Origin of the sequence: Leeuwenhoekiella sp. H156, from assembly GCF_052218455.1 — a bacterium.
GTDB lineage: Bacteria > Bacteroidota > Bacteroidia > Flavobacteriales > Flavobacteriaceae > Leeuwenhoekiella > Leeuwenhoekiella parthenopeia.
Map to the genome: position 1 here is coordinate 443,662 of NZ_CP197499.1, position 26,134 is coordinate 469,795.

At 41.5% G+C, this 26,134-nt stretch carries 22 protein-coding genes; 10 read left to right on the top strand and 12 right to left on the bottom strand.

Features of this window, described 5'->3' with window-relative positions; genetic code table 11:
• Positions 1-5 precede the first annotated feature (5 nt).
• The 5 genes from ACSSS3_RS01785 to ACSSS3_RS01805 form a co-directional block, all read right to left on the bottom strand.
• Positions 6-713, bottom strand: coding sequence for a peptidoglycan DD-metalloendopeptidase family protein (locus tag ACSSS3_RS01785; RefSeq protein ID WP_442846214.1), 708 nt, complete (start codon positions 711-713; stop codon positions 6-8).
• Positions 714-830: 117 nt separating this feature from the next.
• The gene (locus tag ACSSS3_RS01790; protein ID WP_442846215.1) at positions 831-2,555 is read right to left on the bottom strand and encodes a hypothetical protein; all 1,725 of its coding nucleotides are present in this window, start codon (positions 2,553-2,555) and stop codon (positions 831-833) included.
• Between the two features lies 1 nt (position 2,556).
• Complete coding sequence (locus tag ACSSS3_RS01795) at positions 2,557-3,156, bottom strand: hypothetical protein (protein WP_442846216.1); 600 nt, start codon at positions 3,154-3,156, stop codon at positions 2,557-2,559.
• Positions 3,140-3,631, bottom strand: a complete 492-nt coding sequence (locus ACSSS3_RS01800; RefSeq protein ID WP_099647158.1) for an RNA polymerase sigma factor — start codon at positions 3,629-3,631, stop codon at positions 3,140-3,142. Before ACSSS3_RS01800 ends, ACSSS3_RS01795 begins: the two co-directional genes overlap by 17 nt.
• A gap of 305 nt (positions 3,632-3,936) precedes the next feature.
• Complete coding sequence (locus ACSSS3_RS01805) at positions 3,937-4,365, bottom strand: organic hydroperoxide resistance protein (protein WP_262909008.1); 429 nt, start codon at positions 4,363-4,365, stop codon at positions 3,937-3,939.
• 889 nt (positions 4,366-5,254) lie between these two features.
• Here ACSSS3_RS01805 and meaB point away from each other — a divergent pair.
• Positions 5,255-6,295 (top strand): methylmalonyl Co-A mutase-associated GTPase MeaB, encoded by a 1,041-nt coding sequence (gene meaB / locus ACSSS3_RS01810; RefSeq protein WP_442846217.1) that lies wholly within the window; start codon positions 5,255-5,257, stop codon positions 6,293-6,295.
• 1 nt (position 6,296) lies between these two features.
• Here meaB and ACSSS3_RS01815 read toward each other — a convergent pair whose 3' ends face one another.
• The 5 genes from ACSSS3_RS01815 to ACSSS3_RS01835 all read right to left on the bottom strand — a co-directional run bounded on the left by ACSSS3_RS01815 (position 6,297) and on the right by ACSSS3_RS01835 (position 9,589).
• Positions 6,297-6,584, bottom strand: coding sequence for a hypothetical protein (locus ACSSS3_RS01815; protein WP_442846218.1), 288 nt, complete (start codon positions 6,582-6,584; stop codon positions 6,297-6,299).
• 98 nt (positions 6,585-6,682) lie between these two features.
• The gene (locus ACSSS3_RS01820) at positions 6,683-7,690 is read right to left on the bottom strand and encodes a family 43 glycosylhydrolase (RefSeq protein WP_442846219.1); all 1,008 of its coding nucleotides are present in this window, start codon (positions 7,688-7,690) and stop codon (positions 6,683-6,685) included.
• 73 nt (positions 7,691-7,763) lie between these two features.
• Positions 7,764-8,708, bottom strand: a complete 945-nt coding sequence (locus ACSSS3_RS01825; protein ID WP_442846220.1) for an NAD-dependent epimerase/dehydratase family protein — start codon at positions 8,706-8,708, stop codon at positions 7,764-7,766.
• Between the two features lie 77 nt (positions 8,709-8,785).
• Positions 8,786-9,358 carry a phosphatase PAP2 family protein gene (locus ACSSS3_RS01830; RefSeq protein WP_442846221.1) on the bottom strand — a complete coding sequence of 191 codons (573 nt, stop codon included), beginning with the start codon at positions 9,356-9,358 and terminating at the stop codon, positions 8,786-8,788.
• Positions 9,359-9,589 (bottom strand): hypothetical protein, encoded by a 231-nt coding sequence (locus ACSSS3_RS01835; RefSeq protein WP_228231271.1) that lies wholly within the window; start codon positions 9,587-9,589, stop codon positions 9,359-9,361.
• A gap of 154 nt (positions 9,590-9,743) precedes the next feature.
• On the opposite strand from ACSSS3_RS01835, the gene ACSSS3_RS01840 reads away from it, so the two are divergent.
• Complete coding sequence (locus ACSSS3_RS01840; RefSeq protein ID WP_442846222.1) at positions 9,744-11,189, top strand: sodium:solute symporter; 1,446 nt, start codon at positions 9,744-9,746, stop codon at positions 11,187-11,189.
• Here the strand turns inward: ACSSS3_RS01840 and ACSSS3_RS01845 are convergent.
• Positions 11,160-11,522, bottom strand: coding sequence for a CoA-binding protein (locus ACSSS3_RS01845; RefSeq protein ID WP_228231273.1), 363 nt, complete (start codon positions 11,520-11,522; stop codon positions 11,160-11,162). The two genes, ACSSS3_RS01840 and ACSSS3_RS01845, sit on opposite strands and share 30 nt — an antisense overlap.
• A 780-nt stretch (positions 11,523-12,302) precedes the next feature.
• Between ACSSS3_RS01845 and ACSSS3_RS01850 the strand changes: the two genes are divergently transcribed.
• On the top strand, positions 12,303-14,750 hold the full coding sequence (locus ACSSS3_RS01850) for a TonB-dependent receptor domain-containing protein (RefSeq protein ID WP_442846223.1): 2,448 nt from the start codon (positions 12,303-12,305) through the stop codon (positions 14,748-14,750).
• A 221-nt stretch (positions 14,751-14,971) separates the two neighbouring features.
• Here the strand turns inward: ACSSS3_RS01850 and ytxJ are convergent, their stop codons facing one another.
• A complete protein-coding gene (ytxJ, locus tag ACSSS3_RS01855; protein ID WP_228231275.1) occupies positions 14,972-15,364 on the bottom strand; it encodes a bacillithiol system redox-active protein YtxJ in 393 nt (130 codons plus the stop codon).
• Between the two features lie 229 nt (positions 15,365-15,593).
• Between ytxJ and clpB the strand changes: the two genes are divergently transcribed.
• The 7 genes from clpB to ACSSS3_RS01890 all read left to right on the top strand — a co-directional run bounded on the left by clpB (position 15,594) and on the right by ACSSS3_RS01890 (position 26,122).
• Entirely contained in the window at positions 15,594-18,197 is a 2,604-nt protein-coding gene (clpB, locus tag ACSSS3_RS01860; RefSeq protein WP_442846224.1) for an ATP-dependent chaperone ClpB, read from the top strand.
• 246 nt (positions 18,198-18,443) lie between these two features.
• Complete coding sequence (locus ACSSS3_RS01865) at positions 18,444-19,007, top strand: hypothetical protein (protein WP_442846225.1); 564 nt, start codon at positions 18,444-18,446, stop codon at positions 19,005-19,007.
• A 148-nt stretch (positions 19,008-19,155) separates the two neighbouring features.
• Positions 19,156-20,244: a PIN domain-containing protein gene (locus ACSSS3_RS01870; RefSeq protein ID WP_442846226.1), complete on the top strand. Its 1,089-nt coding sequence runs from the start codon at positions 19,156-19,158 to the stop codon at positions 20,242-20,244.
• Between the two features lie 148 nt (positions 20,245-20,392).
• Positions 20,393-20,659, top strand: a complete 267-nt coding sequence (locus tag ACSSS3_RS01875) for a hypothetical protein (protein ID WP_442846227.1) — start codon at positions 20,393-20,395, stop codon at positions 20,657-20,659.
• Positions 20,660-20,778: 119 nt separating this feature from the next.
• Positions 20,779-21,939, top strand: coding sequence for an erythromycin esterase family protein (locus ACSSS3_RS01880; protein WP_442846228.1), 1,161 nt, complete (start codon positions 20,779-20,781; stop codon positions 21,937-21,939).
• 638 nt (positions 21,940-22,577) lie between these two features.
• Positions 22,578-23,141 carry an REP-associated tyrosine transposase gene (locus tag ACSSS3_RS01885; protein ID WP_442846229.1) on the top strand — a complete coding sequence of 188 codons (564 nt, stop codon included), beginning with the start codon at positions 22,578-22,580 and terminating at the stop codon, positions 23,139-23,141.
• 656 nt (positions 23,142-23,797) lie between these two features.
• Complete coding sequence (locus ACSSS3_RS01890) at positions 23,798-26,122, top strand: TonB-dependent siderophore receptor (protein WP_442846230.1); 2,325 nt, start codon at positions 23,798-23,800, stop codon at positions 26,120-26,122.
• The last annotated feature ends 12 nt before the right edge of the window (positions 26,123-26,134 follow it).

Here is a 26,134-nt window from a genome sequence, read left to right on the forward strand (position 1 = left end):
AGCTTTTACGAGTTGGGCTGAGCGTTTATTTTCAACAACAGCTCCGGATCGGGACAGTTTTCCAGATAAAACGGAAGATTATTTTGAGTAGAAACTCCCGGATAATCGCCAACGTTTTGCTGCATATCTTTTACGATTTGAAAATGCAAATGCGGGGCGTAATCTCCGTTTTCGTGTGTTTCGCCTAAAAAGGCAATGCGCTCACCGGCTTCAAAAAACTGACCGGTTTTGAGATTTGCTAAAGATTCGAGGGACAAATGCCCGTAAAGCGTGTAGAACTGTAAATCTTCAAACTGGTGCTCCAGTATGATACAGGGCCCGTAGTCCCCGTAATTCTTGTTGTTTTTAAAACTGTGTACCTTTCCGGCCACCGGAGCCAGAATAGCCGTACCTGCGGGACACCAGATATCCAGGCCCAGATGAATGTTGCGACGCAATTGCGGATCTTCATTATTAAAGTAAATGCTTCGGTCGTAGATGCTGCGCTTCTCCAGATATCCACCGTAAGCCACGTCACCATTCGTTTTAGACAGGAAAGCATCTATATAGAGCTGTATCGCTTCCGCGGAAGCGGTATCTACCTCTTTTAAAATGCTATTGTCAACCGAAAGATCCAGAAACCGGTAATCTTCTGCCTTATAGGCTGCATCAATCACGGGCGTAAACCCTGTGGTGAGTGCGCTTAGTTTCCTGTTAAAATCAAGGTTTGTCATCAGCGCAAAAATACAATTCTCGTCCTGTTCTGCGCACAAAAAAACCCGTTCTGGCAGGAACGGGTTAATTCGATTAAAACCAACTAATCTATTAAAAACTAAACTTCAAACTTTCTTTTATTTCAGTACGATATCGCTAAACTTAGAGGATATCGCGATCATACTATCGGTATTGCGTGACTTGTAAAAACCGTTTACCATATTGCTGTTGTAGCCTTCCATCACTTTAGCATCAATGCGGGTAGGATAATTAAGCCTGCTGCGCACCCCGTTAAAGTTGAAATGAAACGGCGAATCGGGCAGGTTGAGCACCACATCGCTGTTTTCTACATTGATGTTTAAGGTCTTGAAATTCTTACCCAGTTTGGGTATTGAAAGCTCACTAAAACTGCCTGAAATCACTGCGGTATCTTCCAGTTCGTTGATTACAATACTGCTGGCACGTGAGTTTACCGTAATATTCCTGGCCTTATCTATCACACAATTTTTAATGTATGTCGCCTGCAAGGTTCCATAATCCCAACTAGCCACATCCACCGGACTGTAAGCCACATTGATCAAGGTTTTATCTCCCGAAATGGTCTCAGCCATAAAATCACCGTGCGACAGATTTACCTTCGCATTTGTGGCTTCGGCGATCTTGATATTACCATGACGCACATTAAGGTCTAGCTTGGCATCTTTGGGCATATGTATCACAATTTTACGCTTATAGGTACCGCGTGGTTTTGTGTTAGCGGCAACAGGCCCTGCATTACTGCTGAAGCTGTAGGTCATTTGGGTACTTATATTACCGTTTGCATCGCGGGTTACGGTTTTTTGAAGGTTACCCCCTTGCTGCTCGGCCATTTGCTCAAGCTTTTTAGCAAAATCGTCGCTCCAGCCCTGCATGGCTTTATCGATATTTCCACCCAGCGCCATCACATCGCTCTCTAAAGCTTTACCAAAACGGGCGCCCAAACTTTCTACCGAGCCGCCAAACTGCTTCCCATAACGTTCACCCCAGGCCTGCATATCTCTGCTAAAGTCTGCTCCCCATGAATCTATATCTTTACGCCATTTGTCAACATCAGTCACACTTACAGTGGTACCGAATTTTTTATTCATCGCATCCACATAAGCCTTTTTATCTTTGGCATAGGCGCTTCCGTCAAAACTCATGTTCTTACCGAAAGGAGATTTAGGCATATCAAGCAAACTGCTTCCTGCTAGTCCCTGCCCGGCTTCCATCTTCTTTTTGTTGTCGCGCTCCCATTTTTTCATCACCGCATCAAAATCGTCTCCCAGATTTTGCTCGATTTTCTTTTTATACTGCTCCAGGTATTTAGCTCCATCGCGCTTGTAAGCCTCGTAGTCAAAAGAAATGTTTTTCATCGCCTTATACTGGTCTGCCGGCAATTGTACCGCTGCAAACTGCTCCAGCATGGGGCTAAATACGTTTTGCATAACCGGTTGCATCATTTGCATGGAAGACGAAATAAGATCGTTAATCCCGCGTACCTGCATATCTCCCATTGCCACATTAACTGCTGCCGGAGCACCACTGCTTAGTATACGTATCACCTTGCTGTTGCCCTGCACACTTACCTGCCAGTTTTTAAGCAATTGGTTTATTTCCTGTTCCGAAAGGTTTTCAGACTCTACAAAGGCTTCAACAGCCACTTCATTTTTATTCCAGTCTTCAAAAACCACATCGGCATACTGTGTGTCTGCGAGTATGGTGACATTGGCATCTGTTGTAAAGCGCTCATCAAGCTTAAGATCTTTAGTCTGTGCCAAAAGCTTGGGCAAACCGGCTAAAACCGCAAAAGCAAGCGCAAAACCATTTAAATAAAGCTTCATGTTATAGGGTATTAATTTGAATCTCATTGTTTTGAGATTGCTGTAATTCATTCAATTTTTCTTTTAGTTTAAACAGTAAATCAAGACGCAGTTGCAGGTTGTTAATCAATGACTGAATATTTTGATCGTTAACTCCGGTTTCTATCAAATCGGCATTAAGGCGATCATACTCTTTATTGAGCTCCTCAAGCTGCCCCATAAAGGCGTCAACTACGGCTTTGTTATCTTCGGTAACATTAAGCTGCGCAAGTTCTATATGAATACTTGCCAGATAGCGGTCTTCTATTTCCTTGTATTCGGGCGAAAAGTCGCTAAACTGAACTTTCTGTGCATCAACTGCCGCTACCTGATTGGCTTCGGTAGGTTGTTGTACCTCTGCACCACTGCTCAGCGGATTATTGAGCAACAGACCCGCGAAGGCGATAAGCACCACCAGCACCGCTGCAATTTTCATCCAGAGGTAACCTTCTGCCTTAGCTTTATTTTGCGCGCCAAAATGAGCATCAAGCCGCGCATTGAAGCGGGCTTCATGACCTTTTTTAAGCCCTTCGGCCGGAATGCTCATGTCGTTTTTGAGCAATTCTCTAATATCCTGTGCCATTGTACTGTGTTTTAAGTTTTTCCTGCAATTTTTTCTTTCCGCGGTGTACCAGCGTACGCGAGGCAACCTCGGTGATTTCTAAAATTTCTGATATTTCCTGATGGTCGTAGCCTTCTATTAAAAAGAGCATCACGGCATAGCGGTACCGTTCGGGCAACTCTTCAATAGCCTGTTTGATTTGATCTATCGTGATCCCATCATCTACAGACCAGTCATTTTGCTCATCTACCGTGCCCAGCACCTGCTCGTTCATCGCGACCAGTTCCAGCTTTTTAGCCTTCAGCATATCGATGCTTTTATTGATCACAATACGTTTGAGCCAGGCACCAAAAGTGACTTCTCCGTTATACTGGTGCATTTTGGTAAACGCCTTTACAAAACCCTCCTGCATGGCTTCTTCAGCTTCAAATGAGTTTTTTAAAAACCGAAACGCCACATAGTACATGCCTTCGCTATATTTTTTATATAACTGCATCTGTGCGCGCCGGTCGTTTTGCTTACATCGCTCAAGTATTTCGGTAATTTGCAAAATGGTAAATGGTTAGTTGCTAATTCCTTTTTTAAAGACGAAATGATTTCGCCTGCGTTGCAAAGTGCAACATTTTTTTTCGAATAACCTCGATAGAATTTAAAAAGCTTTTTGGCATTCCTACTTTAAACACTAACCAACATCAGATTATCAAATAGTTAAAGCATAATTCCCTGGTTTTCAAATCGCTTTTGACATAAAAAAAACCGCCTGAATTTTCAGGCGGTTTTGGAGATCTGTGATACTTAAAACTAGTCTTCGTCGATGAGCAGGTTTAAAGTAACATCAATATTATCCTTGGTAGCGCGGGAGTACGGGCATACCTCGTGAGCCTCATTTACGAGTTTTTCACCCTGCTTGATATCTACAGTCGGTAAATAACAGTCCAGTACTACAGCAAGCTGAAACAAATCTTCTTTGTTTTTACCAATTTTTACGGTCGCGGTTACGGTGTAATCGCCTAAATCTACCTTTTTACTACGGGCTACGTGTGCCAAAGCACTGCCAAAACAGGCCGAATATCCTGCTGCAAAAAACTGCTCGGGATTAGCCCCGTCACCACCCGAACCTCCCAGTTCTTTAGGGATGCTCAGATCAAAATCGAGTGTACCATCTTCTGTTGAAACGCTACCATTACGACCTCCGGTCGCGGTTGCCTTGGCTTTATATAAAGCTTTCATATTCCTAATTTTTTGTATGATTAGATAGTCAAGATACCAATACTGCCGCGAGCAATCAATCTTAGATTCTTAAAGATTTCACAAAAGTAGAAGGCTATTTTTATTGTTATGATTAGTTCAATTCAGGAAGTGTTTCGGGTTTTTTCGGTTTCTAAAGCTGCTAAAAAGTTTAATCGTTAAACCGTGGAAACGTTGAATCGTTTTCTACTTTTCTCCTCTTACCAACTAAAAATTAAAACCGGAGATTTCATATTTTGTTGAAGCATTAAAACGTGGAAACGTTGAATCGTTTTCTACTTTTCACCTCTCACCAACTAAGAATCAAAACCGGAGATTTCATGTTTTGTGGAAGCATTAAAACGTGGAAGCGTTGAATCGTTTTCTACTTTTCACCTCTCACCAACTAAAAATCAAAACCGGAGATTGCAGACTTTGTGGAAGCATTAAAACGTGGAAACGTAGAATTTTTCTGCTTTTCACCTCTCACCAACTAAAAATCAAAACCGGAGATTTCATATTGTGTTGAAGCGTTAAACCTTGGAAGCGTTGAATCGTTTTCTACTTTTCTCCTCTTACCAACTAAGAATCAAAAACGGAGATTGCATATTTTGTTGAAGCGTTAAACCGTGGCAGCATTGAATCGTTTTCTACTTTTCACTTCTTACTAACTAAAAATCAAAACCGGAGATTTCATATTTTGTGGAAGCATTAAAACGTGGAAACGTTGAATTGTTTTCTACTTCTCACCTCTCACTTCTCACTTCTCACCTCTCACTTTCTAATCTCGTTACTTTAATTATTGTATTTCGTATTTCGTATTTCGTATTTCGTATTTCTAAATTGTATTTTTCATTTCACGTAACTTTAGAAACCAATTAATACAAACACCTTGAAGTCAGGAAAGCCCAATCATATTGACAGCACCGCAGCCGATAAACTCATCGCCCGGCGAAAAAAACAGCTGGATGCAGACGAACTGATTTCAAAAATTTGTAATGGAAACACAACAGCCCTCAGCCGCGCCATTACACTGGTCGAAAGCACAGCCTCTGCACATCAGCAACTGGCGCAGCAAATTTTGGAAGGCTGCCTTCCGCACGCTGACAAGTCGGTACGCATCGGGATCACCGGGGTGCCCGGCGTAGGCAAAAGCACCTTTATTGAAGCTTTGGGCAATCACGTCATCAAAGCCGGAAAAAAACTCGCCGTACTGGCGATAGATCCCAGCAGCTCGGTCTCTCACGGCAGTATTCTGGGCGACAAAACCCGAATGGAGCAACTCTCCGTAAACCCACTGGCTTTTATAAGACCTTCGGCGGCCGGCGACTCTCTGGGTGGCGTAGCCCGAAAAACCCGCGAAGCCATTATGCTCTGTGAAGCGGCAGGCTATGACGTTATTTTTATTGAAACGGTTGGCGTGGGTCAGAGCGAAACTGCCGTGCACGCGATGACCGATTTCTTTTTATTGCTGAAACTGGCCGGTGCCGGTGACGAACTACAGGGCATAAAGCGCGGTATTATGGAAATGGCAGACTGTATTGTGATCAATAAAGCAGATGGCGAAAACATCAATGCCGCCAAACACGCGAAAAACGCATTTGCCAAAGCCCTGCACCTCTACCCTCCCAAAGTGAGCGGCTGGCAACCTAAAACCAAACTCTGCAGCGCGCTTAACCGGGAAGGTATTGAAGAAATCTGGCAGATGCTCGAAGCTTATTTTAATAGTATGAAAAGCAGCGGATATTTTGAAGAAAACCGAAAAAACCAAAACGCCTACTGGCTAAAAAGCAGTATTGAAAACGCACTGAAAGATCGGTTTTACGACAACCCAAAGATTCAGGAAGCCTTACAAAAACAACTTGTTGCGATTAATACAGGTCAAACCACGCCATTTCTGGCAGCGCAAGAATTATTAAAATTATTGACCTGATTTAAATGCGTCCCGCGTCTTTTAGTTTTTTGTAGGTTCGAAAATTACTGCTGTAAATGGTATAGCTTATAAAATAACAGGTAAAAAACCCTAAAAAACAAGCTTCATATACAAAATCTAATGTGGGCCAGCGCAATTGAAGACCTACCCCAAAAACCAAAATGTAAGTACTTATGTATATTACAGAAGCTATTAAGGTGTACTTGGCTATCGAAAGCCATTTTTTGGGATTTTTAGAATGCCACTTTTCGATGTTTTTAATATGTCTATCTGAATAGTAGCTTTTCATTTTCTGGAATGTTTTTATTAAAAATAAAACTATTTATTCAGTTTTCCTTGTTTATTTTCAGTATTCAATGAACCAGAATGTTTCTCAGAAATAAGGGATTATTTAAAAGCCGCAATCCCCGAAGGCTTCACCGCCTTGATCAAACCATCAGGGGTAAAGTTTAAACTGTCTACGCACAACTCACGCAATAAATTCTCAGAATTGGGTGAATCTGGGGAATGCCTGTGGTATAAAATATAATCCTGTCCGTTTTTATTGAACACCGTATGATGCCCGGGACTGTAGGTGATTGAGTCGGTTTCGGTAGAAAGGATAGGACTGTTTGAAGCTTCGGTAAATGGCCCGTATGGGTTATCACCGGTAGCGTAACGCACTTTATAGGTATCTTCTATCACCTTTCCGTCTGAATACATCAGATAATAGGTACCATCGCGTTTAATCATAATAGGTCCTTCAAAATAATTAGCCGGAGTCACATCTTTGATTTCGCCATCAAAAGTGATCATATCCTCTTTGAGTTTCACGACAAAACAATGCCCGTTTACCCAATTGAGACCAGAACCCCAGTACAGATAAGCCTGCCCGTCATCATCTATAAAAGCCTCACCGTCTATCATATGATATTCGGGAAACAAATCCCCTTTGATTAAGGGCGAATTGTCTTCTTTAGCATTTTTCCAGGGACCCAGCGGACTGTCGGCCACACCGGCCCAGACTTCGCTACCCACCGAAACATACATATAATATTTTCCATTTTTAGCCTGAATCACCGAAGGTGCCCAAACCATTGAGCCGCCGGAAGTAGGACTGGTACAGGCTTCTTTAGTAGGCCAGTTGATGCTTTTCAATTCCCAGTTCTTAAAATCTGAAGACTCTAAAACCGCTAGATCTTCTTTTCCCCACGGATCTTTGGTGGCGTAAATATAGAATTTACCATCTGCCTGTACGATTGAAGGATCGGCGTAGTAACCGTCAGTGATTGGGTTTGTAATGAATTGTGTTTCGGTAGAATCTGCAACTGCGGTTGTTTCGTCAGCAGAATTTTTAGTGTTTTTACAACTAAATGCGGTCACAGCTAAAACAACCGCCAGGCTTGAAAATCTCATCTAAATTAATTTTAAGCGTCTAAAATACATTTTAAAACTAAACTGAGAAAAATAATACCAAAAAAAGTAGTTTTTACATTACAAACTCCTTACGATACCATTCTATTTGTTGCTTAAGCCCTTCCTCAAGCGTGGTTGAAGGGTTGTAATTGAGTAGTCGGCGTGCCTTGTCAATATTAGCTTTGGTAAACATCTGGTCGCCCCCGCGTTTGGGTACGCTGGTTTTTCGGATTTGAGTATCGAGCAGCTTTTCTACAATCGCGATACCTTCTCCGGTGGTGTGCTCCTGCTCTGTCCCCAGATTGATCACTTCGCCGTTTATAGTCTCTTCCTTTCCAATCACGCTTACCACCCCGTCAATAATATCCTCTACAAAAGTAAAACTGCGTACGTGGTCTTCACTGCCTTCAAACAAGGGGAATTCCTGATGAAAAAAGCCGCAGCCTATCAACTTGGTGTATAATTTTTCCGGGCGCTCCCTCGGCCCATAGACCGAAAACAGGCGTAACGAACAGGTTTTCATCTTTTTCTCCCGGGTTTTTGAAAGCACCAATTGCTCTGCAGCCAGTTTGGTAACCCCGTAAAACGAAGCCGGCTCAGGAGCCTCATCCTCCGTAAGGGTGGCGTGAAGACCGTAAATAGACGAAGTCGAAATATTGGTAAATAGTTTCAGGTTTTTGCAGGTTAGCGCAAAATCGATCAGGTTTTTAGTCGCGACCAGGTTGTTGAGCAAATAATCTTCAAAGCTCGACGAGGATGCGATACCCGGCTGCGCCGCAAAGTGAAAAATATAATCAAAGTCGGTATCCAGAATTCTAAAATCCTTCGGTTCACGGAGATCAACTATCTTAACCGGAATACCGGCTTCTTCGAGATATTTGGCGTTTCGGTCTTTGAGATCAGGACTGTAATAGGGCGAAAAATTATCAATCCCTACGACATCAAAATCCATTTCCCTGAGACGTTCGGCACAATGCGAACCTATAAAACCGGCAGCTCCGGTAACTAATGCTTTCATCTAATCAATCTATTTCGGTAGAAGTACACCGTTTACATGTCATTTAAGACATCGAGTCGTATTGTTTACTCCTAAAACTACTCTTCGTTTTTAAAAAATTTGGCATAACCCAAACGATGCAGCGTAAATACCACTACAGCGATCAGTGCCCCGATCACAAAACCGGTAATTACGTCACCGGGATAGTGCACGCCTACATAAATGCGGCTGTAGCCTACTAAAACGGCCCAGACTAACAACAGCGGAAATACCCATTTGAAACGGGACTTCAACAGCAAACCTACAAAAACAGCCAGCGCCATCGAACTCGCAGCGTGAGCCGAAAAATACCCGTAACTCCCGCAGCGTACAGCAATAAATCGGGCCTGCTGCATAATACCTTCCTGACGGCAGGGACGTAAACGCTCAAAACCATGCTTAAATACATTGGCCAACTGATCTGTAGCCGTAATGAGCAGGGCTACAAAAACCAGCGTATATAAAGTGCCTTTCAGCCCAAAACGCTTGAAAATCAAAAACAGCAAAACCGCATAAAGCGGGATGCTGCTCCATTTATCGGTGAGTATAAGCCAAAAAGGATCCCAGGTCTCCGAGCCCAAATTATTGAGCCAGAGATACAGGTCATAATCCAGTTGCTTAAGCTCGTTCATCTATTCTTCTTCGTATCGGGCTACTTCCCGGTCGTAAAAATCAGTTGCCGCCTGAATGAGATTTTCAGCTTCAGAGGCTAACTCGTCTTCGTCATTTTTGTCAAAATCCTCCAGCCATTCTACCTCATCGTTTTTTAAATCGATGATAAAACGGGGGAAGTCGGTATGAATTACAAAAATAGATTCGGGATAATCGGTGTTATCGCCCAGTATAAATTTAGGAAGTTCCATAAGTTTCAATTAAACATCCGGCAGTTTGCCTGTTTCGAAAACCTTCCGGATCAAAAAGTGCCACAAAGGTAAGTTTACTTTACAGATTATGCGACTTCGGCAGATTGAAGTTTTATACCTTATCTTCGTTGCCCAGAGAAAACGCAGGAAAATTATGCAGCCCACAACCATACTTTTACTCATCGCAGGTTATTTTATCACCCTCGTGCTGGTTTCGTATTTTACCGGAAAGGGTGGCTCTAACGAAGACTTTTTTAAGGCCAGTAAACAATCGCCCTGGTATCTGGTGGCCTTCGGGATGATAGGTGCTTCCCTTTCGGGGGTGACCTTTATATCGGTTCCGGGATGGGTTGAAGCCTCGCAGTTTAGCTATTTTCAGGTAGTTTTGGGTTATACGGTGGGTTACGCGGTGATCGGGCTGGTTCTGCTTCCGCTGTATTACCGCCTCAATCTGACTTCTATTTACTCCTATCTCGAGGGGCGTTTTGGCCCTGCCTCCTACAAAACCGGAGCTTCCTTTTTTATACTTAGCCGGGTGGTAGGCGCCAGTTTCCGCCTGTATCTGGTGGCCAATGTGCTGCAGTTACTCGTGTTTGACAGTATGAATATCCCGTTTTGGGTTACCGTAACAATTACTATTTTACTCATCTGGCTCTACACCTTTAAAAGCGGAATTAAAACAATCGTATGGACAGACACCCTGCAAACCCTTTTTATGCTGGTTTCGCTGGGCGTGGCCATCTATTTTGTCTCTTCCGATTTAGGTCTGGATGCCGGCTCTATATTCAACTTTATAGCAGACAGCAAGCTGTCGCAAATGTTCTTTTTTGACGACTGGAGGAGTGCCGATTTCTTCTTCAAACAATTTATAAGCGGTGCGTTTATCGCTATTGTAATGACGGGGCTTGATCAGGATATGATGCAGAAAAACCTTACCTGCCGCAGCCTTGAAGATGCCCAGAAGAATATGTTTTGGTTTACCATAGTGCTAACCATCGTGAATTTCATCTTCCTTGCACTGGGGGTTTTGCTTACTGTCTATGCTGAAAATAATGGGATTGAAGCTGCAAAAGATGATCTGTTTCCGTTTATTGCCACCAAAGCGGGAATGGGCTTCGGGATTGCAATTTGCTTTATTTTGGGACTTATCGCTGCCGCCTATTCCAGTGCAGACAGTGCTTTAACTGCGCTGACCACTTCCTTTAGCATTGATATTTTGGAAATCGAAAAGAAATACGAAAAGGCCAAACAAATCGCGATGCGTAAAAAGATACACATCCTTTTTTCGGTAGTGATGATTCTGGTAATTATTGGCTTTAAATACCTGATTGCCGATGAAAGCGTGATCGCCAAACTCTTTGTTTTTGCGGGTTACACCTATGGGCCTTTACTGGGACTTTATGCATTTGGATTGTTTACCAAATGGCAGGTGCGGGATTATTTGGTACCCGTAATCGCAATACTCACGCCCATAACGGGCTATGTGTTGAGCCTGCTCTCGCTGAAGTATCTCAATTTTGAATTCGGCTTTTTTATCCTGATCCTGAATGGGTTGCTTACCTTTTTAGGTTTAGTAGCTATTCGTACCCAAAAGAACTAAAGTACAGGCATAATCGGGTTCAATACCCGCAGCCTTAAGTTTTTTGGCGAAAAAAGGATTCTCAGTGCCCGGATTGAAAATAACCCGTTCCGGCTTTAAGCCTAAAATATACTCGTAGTATTCTTCCTGTCTCGTAGCATTGAGGTAGAGCGTCACCGTATGCACATCTTCATAGGCGGGCTTTCCGGTATCGATAGCTACTCCGGCTACACTACCCTCTCGTAAACCCACGGCCACCACAGGCTGCTCCTTTTGCACAAGCCGGTTAATTGCCATATTTGAATAGCGGGAAGGATTTTCTGAGGCACCTAAAACAAGGGTTTTCTTTTTCATAAAGGCTATGCATTTGCGATTTCGGATGTCAAGTTAGGCGTAAAAATGCGCCTGAAACCCGTCTAGCATCATAAAAACACGTTAAATGATTCCGGCAGCTGTAACAATGCCAAAGTTGGTCAGTCTATGAAATAGGAGTCGACTTCCAAGTTTGAATTGTTTATAAATTAGTTTTGATGGTTAGTGTTAATTTCTAGCGTTCAAACTTGAAAACCCGGGATTTAGCGGTCCCGGGTTTTTTATTTTGAAACAAAAGTTTCCTGATTTTTTTGTTCATCTAAGTAATCACCTGAAAATCATAATACTGAAAAATTAATTTGAATGATGGAATTTGTTTCTTCCTTAGCCTTCTTTTTCTTCAGCATAGCAAGAAGTCCTCGTTAAAAATTTTCGAAGCCTTGGAGAAAATTTAGGGGAGTTTTTGCGGTTTTGCCTGATAAGGCAAAAATGCCTTAGAAAAAGTGTCCTTTCTTTTGTTACTTTTCTTTGGACAATCAAAGAAAAGTAAAGAACGTGATTTAAAAACTAGATGTTCACTAATTCGAATGTTTTCGTATTGACCCTTCACTACAAAATTGCAGAGGAAGTAAAAAGAAAAATACTTTTGATGGTTGGCTTCCTGCTTAAGACAGGATTGATTTTAAAATAAATTTAGTTTTTACTGTAACAGAAATCCAACACGAACGTCTTTTAATAAACCGCTAATCACGGGATACTTTGGTTTAGCTATTATGCAATACAAAGTATTATGTTTTAACATCAATCAAAAATCAAACAGTTATGAAATCTAACCACAGGCTGCTTAGCCTACTTTTTGTATTATTTAGTTTTGCTGCATTTGCCCAACCCAAAGCCGCAGAAGTTATCACCGGCTCCGTTTCAGGAGTCGTGATTGATACCCAGCTTAATCAACCCATCCCCTACGCTACCGTAGTCATTATGACCGGCACCGGCGAAACCCTTACCGGTGGTATCACTAATGACGATGGTGTTTTTGAAATCACCAAAATTCCCGAAGGTTCCTATACCGTAAAGATTCAGTTTATAGGTTATGAGCCGGTAACCCGCGAACTTCTGGTAGACCGCGATCACCGCGAGACCAATTTCGGAAACATCAATATGGACGCTGTGCCTGCCGAACTGGATGCGGTTAATGTGGTTGCAGAGCGCACCACGATTGAGCAGAAGATAGACCGAAAGGTTATCAATATTGGTAAAGACCTGACCACGGCGGGCGCGACTGCCGCAGATATTATGAACAACATCCCTTCGGTGAGTCTCGATCAGCAATCGGGAGCGCTTACCCTGCGCGGCAACAGCAACGTGCAGGTGATGGTAGACGGTAAATTGTCTAACATCGCTCCAGACCAGTTGCTGAAGCAGCTTCCGTCTAACTCCATCAAAAAAATTGAACTGATCACCAATCCTTCCGCGAAGTATAATCCCGATGGAATGAGCGGAATCATCAACATTGTACTGCACAAAAACGCCAATGTGGGCTTTAACGGGGACGTTAGCGCCGGAGTTTCCTATGAAAAAAACGCCCAGTTCAACAGCGGTTTAAACCTGAATTACCGCAACGGTAAATTCAATCTGTATTCCAACTACAGCAATACCATCTCTAAGAATGCTAACTACGGGACTATTTTTCGCGAAGGCGATAACTCAACCCAGTTTTTTGATATGCTCAACGACCAAAACTCACACCTGCTTAAGGTAGGTCTTGATGTGTATTTGAATGAAAAAAACACCATTAGTGTCTTTACCTCTCAAAACAGCTTCAAAGGCGAACCTGGTGGTAACATCAATATTGTGTATGCCGATGCTATGAGCCGTAACCTGATGCAGGATTTTGGCGCAGATATGGACAACTACTCACAGCAGTACAACTTAGACTACAAGCTTGACTTTGAAAAGGAAGGTCATAACATCGAGTTTGAAGCCGACTTCAACACCTTTGACGCAGAAGAAGACACCTTTTTTGACTTTACGGGCACCACTCCCCTGTCTGACTACGAAGATTTTGTAGATACCAAACGCAACCGCACCACGCTGAATCTGGATTATGTAAATCCGCTAAGCGAAAGCGAAAAGCTGGAAGTGGGGTTACAGACCATTTTATTTAATACCGATATCGGTTACAGCAGTACCGGCGAATCTTTTAATGCCGAAGGAAACCTCGTTCCTACTCCGGACACCCAGTTTGACTACAGCAGAAACATTTATTCAGCCTATGTGACCTACGGCAAGAATTACGAAAAATGGTCGTACCAGGCGGGTTTACGCGCAGAGCAGGTAAATGAAGTTGCAGACACCAATAGCGTTCGTGCCTTTACCAATGACTATTTTGAAGTGTATCCTTCTGCTTATGTAACCTTTAATCCTTCGGAAAAAAACCAGTATCAGCTAAGCTACAGCCGCCGTATTGACCGCCCCGGTGTAGGTCAGGTAAATCCCATTCGTGAGTGGAGTTCGCCATTAGTTACCGAATACGGAAACGTGAATCTGCTGCCGCAGTTTACCAATTCGCTGGAGGCCAACTATACCCGAAGCTTTGAAAAAGGAAACTTTACTGCCGGTGTCTTCTACCGCATCATTGAAGACCAGATCAACCAGGCGGTATTTGTTGACCGATTTAACCTGGACCGTATGGTGCTTACTCAGGACAACTTTGACTCAACCACCGCTTACGGTTTTGAACTGAGCAGCAACATTAAAGCTTTTGACTGGTGGAGCATCAACGCGAGTTTTGATCTCTTTAACCAGACCCAAACAGGCATCACCGAAATGCTGGATCCTAATATTGAAAATCCCACGGCAGAAGACATCATTCAGACTTCTGAAGAGGTAGAAAACACGGTGTACAACGCCCGGGTGATCAACAATTTTAATGCGACCAAGCAGCTCACCTTTACGGCTTTTGCGATGTTTCGCGGGCCGCAGGCAGGGATTCAGTTTAGAAATAAATCTATGTTTATGACCAATGTGGGCGCGCGCTACTCCATCTGGGAAGGCAAGGGAACCATCAGTTTAAACTACAACGACATATTTAATACGATGAAAGCCCGCTTCACCGGAAGCAGCCCGTATTTGATACAGGGACAGTTTAACTGGGAAAGCAACACCATTTACGCCGGTTTCAACTACCGTTTTGGCGACAGCAAGTACCGCGCAAAACGCCGTAAGCAACGGGATGATAATGAATCATCTGGAGGGGGTATTTTCTAACAAATAATGGATAATATTCTTTTAACGTAAAAAATACATTTATTTAAGTTTTTTGTTAATTTTGTCTTAATCACGCGATTAATTTGCTTCATTATCAATTTTTTGAATTTGTTTATTTGAATTAGCCTTCTTTAAACATCAATCAAAAAACAATCAACAGGAGCAAAAAAAAACCCTGAAGCTGCGCTTCGGGGTTTTTAATTTTAAACAAGATATTAACCTTAGATCTTTTCGCTCAAAATTCCGGCATCAATATCCGAATGTGAGGTGTGATAAGTAACCGTTCCGTTTTTAATGAGCAGCAGTTGCGGACTCTCGTGCTGCACGTTGAAACGATCGGCGATCGCATTGCTGATCTCGCGGTATTGTTTCAGATCCAGAAAATAAGGTTCCAGCTGTTTTTTATCGTAATCGTAATTCTTTTCAAATCCCCGCAAAGCCATACGGCTGATCCCGCAGGTGGTACTGTGTTTAAAAATCACCACGGGAACCGCCTTTGAAATTTCCACAATCTCATCGAGCTGGTTCATACGCTCTAAGGGAATCCACTTCATCTCTTTTATTTCTTCTTTGGCTACGTCTCGTGCACTTTTAAACTTGTCAAAAAATCCCATTTCCGTTCTTTTTAAAATTCATTTAACGCCTGCTGTATTCAGGACGTCGTAAATTTAAGGAAAGATTGCGGGCTATGCTATTAAGGGAATCCAAGGTTAATCTGACGAAAAGACAGTTAAATAGCGCAGACTAACTGCCGAAACGTCGGTTATTTTTACTGGTATGTTAATTGCCAATGCATACCCAAAAAACGGAAATCAATCCCGAACAGGGAAAAACAGAAATACGATGAACTTTAATAATTTCACTATAAAATCACAGGAAGCCATACAGCAGGCCCAGGCGCTTGCACAGGGCTATGGCCATCAGCAAATTGAGAATGAGCATATTTTTAAAGCCATTCTTGAAGTTGATGAGAACGTTACGCCGTTTCTGCTTCAGAAACTGGATGTAAATATCAATCTGCTTAAGCAGATTTTAGAAAGTACGCTTACCAGCTTTCCCAAGGTAAGCGGCGGTGACATTATGCTGTCTCGCGAGGCCGGTAAAACGGTAACCGAAGCCGGCAACATCGCCAAAAACATGAATGATGAGTACGTTTCGTTAGAGCATCTCTTTTTGGCCATCTTTAAATCGAGTAGCAAGATCGCGCAGATTTTAAAAGATCAGGGCGTTACCGAAAAACACCTGAAAGCGGCTATTGAAGAATTGCGTAAAGGCGACCGCGTGACTTCACAAAGCGCTGAAGAAACTTACAATTCGCTTAGCAAATACGCCAAAAACCTCAACCAGCTGGCCCGCGACGGCAAGCTCGATCCGGTAATTGGTCGTGATGAGGAGATTCGCCGCATTTTGCAGATTTTATCACGCCGTACCAAAAACAACCCGATTCTCGTGGGTGAACCCGGTACCGGTAAAACTGCGATTGCTGAAGGTCTGGCACACCGTATCATAGACGGAGACGTGCCCGAAAACCTTCAGGAAAAGCAAATTTGGGCGCTTGATATGGGTGCGCTGATTGCAGGCGCCAAGTATAAAGGGGAGTTTGAAGAGCGGCTTAAAGCGGTAATCAAGGAAGTAACCACAGCAGCCGGGGATATCGTTCTCTTTATAGACGAGATTCACACCCTTGTGGGTGCCGGTGGCGGTCAGGGCGCGATGGATGCCGCAAACATTCTCAAGCCTGCACTGGCCCGCGGGGAGTTACGGGCAATAGGTGCCACTACGCTAGATGAGTATCAGAAGTACTTTGAGCAGGATAAAGCTTTGGAGCGACGTTTTCAGAAAGTGAGCGTTTTTGAGCCGGATACTGAATCTGCGATTTCCATCTTACGCGGGATCAAAGAAAAGTATGAGACCCATCACAAGGTGCGTATCAAAGACAATGCGATCATCGCGGCTGTAGAGCTTTCGCAACGCTACATCACCAACCGCTTTTTACCCGATAAGGCGATTGACCTGATGGACGAGGCGGCTTCTAAAATGCGTATGGAAATCAACTCCAAGCCCGAAGAGCTCGATGTGCTTGATCGTAAGATTATGCAGCTCGAGATTGAGATTGAAGCCATTAAGCGCGAAAAAGACGAGACGAAACTCAAGTCTTTACACGCTGATCTGGCTAATTTGAAAGAAGAGCGCAACGAGATCAACGCCAAGTGGAAAAGCGAAAAAGAACTGGTTGACAACATACAGAATGCCAAGCAGGATATCGAAAACTTTAAGCTGGAAGCCGAGCGTGCCGAGCGCGAAGGCAATTACGGTCTGGTAGCCGAGTTGCGCTATGGCAAAATCAAACAGGCTCAGGAGGAGCTTGAAAAATTACAGCAGCAACTGGCCAATCAGGGTGATAACAGCCTGATTAAAGAGGAAGTGACCAGCGAAGACATTGCCGAAGTGGTGGCCAAATGGACCGGTATCCCCGTGACCAAAATGCTGCAAAGCGAGCGCGAGAAATTGCTGCACCTGGAGACCGACCTGCACAAACGTGTGGTAGGTCAGCAGGAAGCCATTATCGCGGTAAGTGATGCGGTACGCCGCAGCCGCGCCGGCTTGCAGGATCAGAAACGGCCTATTGGTTCGTTCCTGTTCTTAGGTACAACCGGGGTGGGTAAAACCGAACTCGCCAAAGCTCTGGCCGAATACCTGTTTGACGACGAAAACAACATCACCCGTATTGATATGAGTGAGTATCAGGAGCGTCACAGCGTGAGCCGTCTGGTAGGTGCGCCTCCGGGATATGTGGGTTACGATGAGGGCGGTCAGCTCACTGAAGCGGTACGCCGCAAGCCCTACAGCGTTATTTTGCTTGATGAGATAGAAAAAGCGCATCCGGACACCTTTAATATTTTATTACAGGTGCTTGATGAAGGCAGGCTTACCGACAACAAAGGCCGCCTGGCCGACTTTAAGAATACCATCATCATTATGACCTCAAATATGGGCAGTCATATCATACAGGAGAAATTTGAAACCATCAAAGATCCTGAGACTGCAATGGAAGGCGCCAAGGTAGAAGTGCTGGGTATGCTGAAACAAACCATACGGCCCGAATTCATCAACCGTATAGACGATATTGTGATGTTTGCCCCGCTTACGCGAAAAGATATCGAGAAGGTAGTAAGCCTGCAGCTTAAAGGCGTGACCCGTATGCTGGCCAAACAGGGCATTACCCTTGATGCCACGACCGATGCCATCGCGTACCTGGCAGATCGTGGTTTTCAGCCCGAGTTTGGTGCGCGGCCGGTAAAACGTACCATTCAAAAAGAAGTGCTCAACCAGCTTTCTAAAGAGATTTTGAGCGGTAAAGTAACCACAGACAGCATCATCTTACTCGATGCCTTTGATGACGAACTCGTGTTTCGCAATCAAAACGATCTGGTGAGCAACGACTGAAGAGCACTAAGTATTTAAGTATAAACCCCGATCACTTTGAAGTGGTCGGGGTTTTTTAGTAACTAAATGCTACGTTGATAACTCGTTGATAAGAGTAGTTGATTTTCTGGGGGTTGGGTGATTTAAATAGGTAGATTTATAGAAGCAGGAATTATGGTAATCCTTTTATGAAAGGAGGCACTAATAGTTTTGATTTCCAATAAGAAATTGACGATAAATTTTCAATCAATTCAAAACATTAAAAATATGACCGAAAAAGAAGCAATAAATCATTTATACAATCTCTGGGAAAATGGGGAAATACCAAACAATTTCACTGAAGACCATACTGATTATCATAAAGCAGTTAATTACACCAAAGAGAAAAATCAATTTGACTTTGAAGATTTCTATGCAAATATTGCAGTAATAAAATTTGGAGTTTGGCAAGTTGAATCTGACGCTTTAGTTGGCAAGGTTGGCTATGATTATATTATTGCCGACAGTAGGTTTTGGGAAACTCAAGATTATAATGGACATTTAGTTTGGAGCTGGTTAATACATTTAACTGAAAAAAATTGGATTGATAAAGAAACTGTCAAGGATTTGAATACTGCTTTCTTTTTTTGTCAAGATTATTATAAAGATCTTAAACCTAAAAACTTACCATACGTCTCAACTTCTCAAACCTTAAATATTCAAAAGCAACTTTTGGAAATAAGTGAAGAACTGAAAAAAAAAGAAAAGGTTAATCAAAACGGAACATCGAATATTGACTTAGATAATATGATGAAATATGACGAACTATTAAATAATATAAAATACTTATAACACTGGTTGTAATAAGTGAATAATTGCTCTCGCCTACTTCTGAAAATTCTTGAAAATTTCAGTTTTATATGTATTTGTAAATTTGAATTCTTAATAATGCAACTACTCCTTAGTTGAAAGTTAGATATTATTTCCAAAAGAAACGAAAATGATAGTATTCATTGATACAAATATTTTTTTCAACAATTGGTATCTTGAAAATGCGAATTTTAAATACCTATTTAACTATTTAGAAAATTCAAATTCTAAACTTTATCTACCGGAGATAGTTTGTAGCGAGATAGACGGTAAATTTCATTCTGAATATTTAAAATTAATCGATCAATTTAAAGACAATCTAAAAAGAATAAACTCTTTCCTCCCGCAAAATATTATCATTAACCAAAAGTCTTTTGATATCGATTATTCTTTTAAAAATCAATTGAAAAAGGCAACAGATAGTATTGTTTTTATCTCGTATGAGAATATATCAAATGAAGTTTTAGTAAATAGAGCGATAAATAGAGTAAGACCATTTAAAGATGATGATAAAGGTTTTAGAGATAGTTTAATCTGGCTATCTTTTATAGAATATTTGAAAAAAAATAATCTAAAGGAAAGTGTTGCTTTTATAAATAATAACCCAACAGACTTCTACAGCAACGAAAAAAATGCCCTTCATTCGGACTTAATGTCTGATTTAACTCAATTAAATCTAAAAAATGAATTTAGGATATATCACTCTATAAAAGAGTTTATTGACAGAGAGGTAGATAAGGAACATAACACATATAACACCCAGCAAATTCTTGAGAATTTTGTTTATGAATCCGAAGACCAAATTCAAAACGAAATCAGTTCTTATATCAATTCTCAAACTACAAAAGCAATTCAATTGATTTTTAAAAGTAGTGTCGGAGAATTGAACGATATTCCATATGTAACAGGTTTAGATTTCATTATAAATGAAGGAATTGATGACCCTGAATTACTTAGTTGGGCTCTAACTGCTGGCAACGATTTGTATTTAGAACTTTATCTAAAGTTGAGACTCGTAGAATTTAGATTTTCTTTACCAACAATAGTTTATAATGAAAGAAGAGAATATTTTGATGAAAACTTCTATGATATTGAAACAGATCAAGATGAAACCACTTTATCAATAATGAAAAGTCCTCTTTTAAATGTCTCATTTATTTTTAGAGTTAAAAAAAGGGAAGTAACTAACTTGGTAATTAATTCCTTAGAAACCAAATAATTCCACTGTAATATCTTTAAAAGATAGCTAAGATGTAAACAAAAGATAAAAAATAGGTCGATCAATATTTATGAAAAGTAATGAGTAAAAGCTCCCAAAATACTGTTTGACTTACGACAACCAATAAATTGAATAATATTAAAATGAAGTGAAAAAAAAACCTGAAATAAAATCTGTTAAACAAAGAATTACTTACCGGTTGCTAAGGAATACAATTTTGGACGAAAATCTTAGTGAAAATGATACTATTATCTTGAATTCCAAAAATTTAGATGACGTTGTAATTGAGTATTTAGAAGACTATGGAGAAAGTATGACTTTTCCTCATATACTCTTAGGCGTATTAATTCGAGAGCCTGATGGAGAACAAATACCTATGAATAAAATTGGTATTATTAAAGATGAAGATTACTAAATTTAATTGGTAAATCGCACCCTCTTCGCACCCTAGTTGTCGCACGATAAAATCATTTATAAGAAGTTAGAATAATCTCTGCGCGATACAATCGCGCAGAAGCAACAGCGTATTTAATAATGAAAAAAATCGTTTTACTGGTTATCTCTGTCTGTTTTGGTTCTTTACTCTGTTTTAGCCAAATCGAAAAGAGCACCTATACGCTACTCTCTGCGAACGGTGATCTTTCAGAAGAAATGAAAGCCTTAATTCAAAAGAATGTAGAAAATAAACGTTTTGTCTTTTTAGGGGAGTCATTTCATAAATCAGGTGCCGATTTAATTTATAAAACAAAATTTGTCAAGTACTTAGTCGACGAGTTGGGCTACCGAGATGTGATTTTTGAATCAGATTTCTATGGTCTTTATATAGACAAAGACAAACAAAATATTCATAATGTTTGGTCTAGAGCTGATCAATGCTCAGAACTCTTTGAGTTTATTGATAACGAAAATCTGGAGCTTTGGGGTATTGACAGTAACTTACATTCCCCGTTCTCCAAGAAAAATTTTGCTAAAAACCTCAAGCAAAACCTTGATGATTTAAATAGCTCCTACTCCTTGCAGTTCATCGAGACGACTGCTAAAATCATTGAATTCGGTTTTAAAACCAGAACTACATTGCAGGCTTCTGAACTCGATAGTTTTATAAACGAACTGGATAATCTGATCCAGACTACTGATTTCTCAAAAAACTCATTTCTTTTGCAATCCTTAAAAAATATAAAAACCAGTACGCTTGTTTACACAGCAAAAAATGATCGTATAGGTATCGCTGAGCGAGACCGGCAAATGGCTGATAATCTTCAGTATCTAGCAGACCGATTTCCGGATAAAAAATTTATTATCTGGGCAGCTAACGCTCACATTACAAAAACAGAAAATAAGTATATGGGTGGGGCAACTCTGGGGAGTAGGTTTGTAGAATCAAATCCGGATAACTCCTATCATATCGCTTTTGCTTCCATTAAAATGCCTTATCGCCAACTAGATAAGATTCAAAAAGAGGCTAAAAGCGATAAGAATCTCATTTATTATTTACCTGACCTGGAGCAGGATTATTTTATTGACTGTAAAAAGGCGGTAGCTGAAAACCCAGATTTAACTCAGGAGGTTTACTATGCAAATTTGTGGAGCGGAGCAAAAAAACACTTAAAGACCAAATGGCTGGAACATTTTGATGCCATTGTTTACATAGAAAATGGAGCGTTAACCAGCTATAAAAATTTAAATTCTGAATAATTCTTGCTGCACAAATGTATCACGCGGTAATCAGTTAGAATTATCAAAGTGCAATACCAATGCCCTACAGCAAAGGAATTACCCACGTTGCCGCACGATTATCATTTTATAAAAAGCTAAAATAACCTCTGCGCGATACAATCCCTCGTTGTCGCGCGATTGTATTATTTATAAGAAGCTAGAACCTCATGTTGCCGCGCGATTGTATCGCGTGGTAAGCAGTTAGAATTACTCTCGCTCAAATCAACCGCACAGAAGAATAGACTAACAAATCATATAGCACAAGCTGCTACCCCCACGTTGCCGGGCGATTTTATCATTTTATAAATGCTAGAATAACCTCTGCGCCATACAATCGCGCAGGAGCAACGAAAAAAGACTAATCTCATGTTACCACGCGATTGCATCGCGTGGTAAGCAATTAGAATCGCAGTAAGCAGTCAGCCCCACTCCCAATTAATAAAACCTTACAGAAGCAAAGAAAAACCAGCCGTCTTAGAGACAGAAAATTTCTAAGGCCACACTTATATTTTCAGTATTTTAGGTAAACAGTTATACCAAACAGCACGATACAATCGCGCTGAAGCAACAGTAATCGCGCTAGAGCAGCTTTTTTAACTGAAAGAATTCTGTCTAAAATGAGCCGAAATTATAAGTTTCATAATCCCAAGGGTTTATACTTTGTGAGCTTTGCTGTAGTGGAGTGGCTTGATGTTTTCAGCAGGGACAGCTATAAAGATATTTTAGTAGACAGCCTTCATTATTGTCAGACCCACAAGGGTATGGAAATCATTGCGTGGTGTGTAATGACCAATCACGTTCACTTAATTTTCAGGAGCATTGCAGGACAAAAGCCGGAACAGCTTTTAGGAGATTTTAAACGCTTTACCAGTAAAGCTATCGTTAGGGCCATTCAGGAAAATACAGAAGAAAACAGAAAAGAGTTTTTACTACAACAGTTTAAAAAGGGAGCCGAAAAATCATCTAATGTTAACACGTATCAATTCTGGAGGCACGACAACAAGCCCATTGAACTGTGGAGCAACCATGTAATTTGGCAAAAAATAACTTATGTTCACAACAATCCGGTAAAAGCAGGTTTTGTTGAAAACCCGGAAGACTATAAGTACAATAGTGCAGCAGATTATGCAGATGGAAAAGGTATTTTAGATAATGTTCTGGTATTTCAGTACTTGGGATAAAATTTTAAACCGGATGTGATCTGCGCGATACAATCGCGCAGAAGCAACATAAAAAAACTAATCTCATGTTACCGCGCTGCCTGTCCCAATGAATATAGGGAATTGCATCGCGTGGTAGACAGTTAAAATTACTCTATCAAAAAGCTGGAATAATCTCTGCGCGATACAATCGCGCAGGAGCGTCAGGTTAACCAGCTATAAAAATTTAAATTCTGAGTAATACTTGCCACACAAATACATCTTCGGCAAGAAGTTAGAATTTCGGCATCATCTGTTGCCGTGTAATACAATCGCGAGGCAACAATGATTTGCAGCTACAAGTTCAAAGCGTGTCACTGACGCAAAATCTCCTCCTAAAACAACTCTAAAAAGTAAAGGCTTCCTCGATGTCATAAAATCATCTTAGGGCCATTTTCAGGCAAATCGAGAAGCTAAACCTGTTATCTCGGGTTCCTTTTTCCTCCAAAAATTAAATCGGCACAAGACTTTTTAAGTTCGGGATTACACTTTTCTCGTACTTCAGACATTACAATTTTCTTAAAATCAAATACCTGGACACCTCCGTTTCAACTTAAAAAATTCTATCTATTTTTACTTATTCTAAATAAAAATAATTAATACATTCGCTTCGTAATTTAAAATCAATCTAATTAACGATGCAAACTAAAAAACTAACTACGCTTTTAGCAATCGCATTCCTGAGTTTTTCCATGTTTTCCCAGCAGGGAAATTCAATCTCGGGAAAAGTTACAGATCAAAACGGCAAACCACTCTCCAACGCCAATGTCTACTTGAAAAACACCAACTACGGCACGTCTACAAACGAGGAAGGAGCTTACAGTTTAACCAACCTCATCAACGGAAACTATGTCCTGGTCGTTTCTGAAATGGGTTATAAGACCTTTACTTCCCAGCAACTTGAAGTAAGTGGAGCGGTAAACCTTAACGTACGACTTCAGGAAGACATCAGTGCTTTGGATGACGTAGTCATCTCCGGTGCCGGAAAAATTGAATATGTAGAACGCAATCCGTCTTCCTCGCTGCGTTTACAGCAGGAACTGAATAAAATTCCACAAAACATTCAGGTGATTAGCGCCGATGTGATCGAAGATCAGCAGTCCATCAGTATGATGGAAAACATTACGCGTAACGTAAGTGGGGCTACGATGATCGAGCATTGGGGCAACTTTGCCCGGATTAACATGCGCGGTTTCCGCATACCTCCTTTTAGAAACGGACAAAATGTACTTTCTCCCTGGGGCCCTCTTGCCGAAGATATGGCTCTGGTAGAACGTATTGAAGTGGTAAAAGGACCTTCAGCTTTTATGCTTTCAAGCGGGGAACCCGGCGGACTTTATAATGTGGTGACCAAAAAACCAACCGGTGTTTCCCACGGTGAAGTAGGTTTAATGACCGGCAGCTACAACACGCTGCGCGCCACGCTTGATCTGGAAGGTAAACTTACCGACGATAACAAACTGCAATACCGCTTTGTAGGCGCAGGTACCACCCAGGAAGCCCACCGTGCTTTTGAAGAACAAAACCGCTATACCCTGGCTCCTTCCGTAAAATACCTGATTGACGATAAAACGTCTGTAACTGCGCAGTATACCTATCAGTATTACAAAACCCGACTCATAGGTTCGGCCTATGTTTTTGCACCCAGCGAATATGCAAGCCTGGATCGTGATTTTACCTTATCTGACCCCAAACTGGGTCCCGCAATTATGAAAGAGCATTACGGCCTCGTCAATTTTGAGCACAAATTGGATGACAACTGGAAGGTAAATGCACAACTGGCTTACCTCAATTACAACCACAGCGGTTCAAGCCTGTGGCTTAACAGCCAGTTTGGAGTTAAAGAAAATGGTGATTTGATTCGCCGCATCGGTATCTGGGATGCTGAGGAAGAAAAGAAACTGGGGCAGGTTTTCGTAAACGGTAAAGCAAGAACCGGAGGTATTAGTCACATTATTTTAGGAGGACTCGACTTTGGTAAAAATGAATATATAGCAGACTGGTCTCAGGCAATTGATATTGATACCGAAGAGAATCCCTTCAATATTTACAATCCACAACCACTCACCGTTGCTCCCGTATTTGACCGATCTATACCTTTAACACAGCGCGCGGGAGGTTTTCTCAGCAGTGATTATCTGGCCTATTATTTTCAGGATGAACTCGGTTTTTTTAATGACGATCTAAGACTTACTCTTGCCGGTCGTTATACCGAAATGCGCACCAACTCCTACGGTTCTACCTCGAGCGATAACGTGTTTACCCCGCGTGTCGCCGCTTCATACTCCATCTTAGATAAGTTGTCGGCCTATGCGATGTACGATCAATCGTTTTTACCCACACAGGGAGCAAGCGAAGACGGAAATGCCTTTGATCCCGTAACTGCCGAAGATGTAGAAGGAGGTCTTAAATATGAATTTGGAAACGGTAAATGGAATGTAGCCGCAGGATACTTTAACATAACGAAAGATAAAATTTTGGTCCCCGGGGAAAATCCAAATTTTTCCGTTCAGGTAGATAGTGATATCACTTCGCGTGGTTTTGAATTTGATTTACGCGGTGAGGTGCTCAGAGGTCTTGGAGTCGTACTCAATTACGCCTTTACCAACGTAGAAGACAAAAACGGAAACAAAATCGTAGGTTTTTCCAAACACATCACAAACGGCTGGTTTAACTACCAGTTTCAGGAAAGGCAACTCCGGGGTTTTGGCGTATCACTGGGCTATCAATACCTGGCAGATCGTTCTACCTGGGCCTGGGGCGCAGACGGTGAAACCGATTTACCGGATTATTTTAGAATGGATGGAGCACTTTCGTGGGAAAATAATCGATTTCGCGTAGCGCTTAACCTCAACAATATTCTTAATGAATACCTGTACAGCGGCGCCAATTATGGTTCATACATTTACTGGCAAAGTGAACCGGGCCGTAACTTCAGGTTAAGTCTCAACTATAAGTTTTAGAAAATTCGTGCT

Bases quoted from the DNA above. Each gene is read 5' to 3' on its own strand.
- ACSSS3_RS01800 (WP_099647158.1), bottom strand. From the start codon at position 3,631: ATGCAGTTATATAAAAAATATAGCGAAGGCATGTACTATGTGGCGTTT.
- ACSSS3_RS01815 (WP_442846218.1), bottom strand. From the start codon at position 6,584: ATGAAAAGCTACTATTCAGATAGACATATTAAAAACATCGAAAAGTGG.
- ACSSS3_RS01840 (WP_442846222.1), top strand. From the start codon at position 9,744: ATGCAGCCCACAACCATACTTTTACTCATCGCAGGTTATTTTATCACC.
- ACSSS3_RS01880 (WP_442846228.1), top strand. From the start codon at position 20,779: ATGAAAAAAATCGTTTTACTGGTTATCTCTGTCTGTTTTGGTTCTTTA.
- ACSSS3_RS01805 (WP_262909008.1), bottom strand. From the start codon at position 4,365: ATGAAAGCTTTATATAAAGCCAAGGCAACCGCGACCGGAGGTCGTAAT.
- ACSSS3_RS01820 (WP_442846219.1), bottom strand. From the start codon at position 7,690: ATGAGATTTTCAAGCCTGGCGGTTGTTTTAGCTGTGACCGCATTTAGT.
- ACSSS3_RS01785 (WP_442846214.1), bottom strand. From the start codon at position 713: ATGACAAACCTTGATTTTAACAGGAAACTAAGCGCACTCACCACAGGG.
- ACSSS3_RS01870 (WP_442846226.1), top strand. From the start codon at position 19,156: ATGATAGTATTCATTGATACAAATATTTTTTTCAACAATTGGTATCTT.
- ytxJ (WP_228231275.1), bottom strand. From the start codon at position 15,364: ATGGGATTTTTTGACAAGTTTAAAAGTGCACGAGACGTAGCCAAAGAA.
- ACSSS3_RS01790 (WP_442846215.1), bottom strand. From the start codon at position 2,555: ATGAAGCTTTATTTAAATGGTTTTGCGCTTGCTTTTGCGGTTTTAGCC.
- ACSSS3_RS01825 (WP_442846220.1), bottom strand. From the start codon at position 8,708: ATGAAAGCATTAGTTACCGGAGCTGCCGGTTTTATAGGTTCGCATTGT.
- clpB (WP_442846224.1), top strand. From the start codon at position 15,594: ATGAACTTTAATAATTTCACTATAAAATCACAGGAAGCCATACAGCAG.
- ACSSS3_RS01865 (WP_442846225.1), top strand. From the start codon at position 18,444: ATGACCGAAAAAGAAGCAATAAATCATTTATACAATCTCTGGGAAAAT.
- ACSSS3_RS01845 (WP_228231273.1), bottom strand. From the start codon at position 11,522: ATGAAAAAGAAAACCCTTGTTTTAGGTGCCTCAGAAAATCCTTCCCGC.
- ACSSS3_RS01830 (WP_442846221.1), bottom strand. From the start codon at position 9,358: ATGAACGAGCTTAAGCAACTGGATTATGACCTGTATCTCTGGCTCAAT.
- ACSSS3_RS01890 (WP_442846230.1), top strand. From the start codon at position 23,798: ATGCAAACTAAAAAACTAACTACGCTTTTAGCAATCGCATTCCTGAGT.
- ACSSS3_RS01835 (WP_228231271.1), bottom strand. From the start codon at position 9,589: ATGGAACTTCCTAAATTTATACTGGGCGATAACACCGATTATCCCGAA.
- ACSSS3_RS01885 (WP_442846229.1), top strand. From the start codon at position 22,578: ATGAGCCGAAATTATAAGTTTCATAATCCCAAGGGTTTATACTTTGTG.
- ACSSS3_RS01850 (WP_442846223.1), top strand. From the start codon at position 12,303: ATGAAATCTAACCACAGGCTGCTTAGCCTACTTTTTGTATTATTTAGT.
- ACSSS3_RS01795 (WP_442846216.1), bottom strand. From the start codon at position 3,156: ATGGCACAGGATATTAGAGAATTGCTCAAAAACGACATGAGCATTCCG.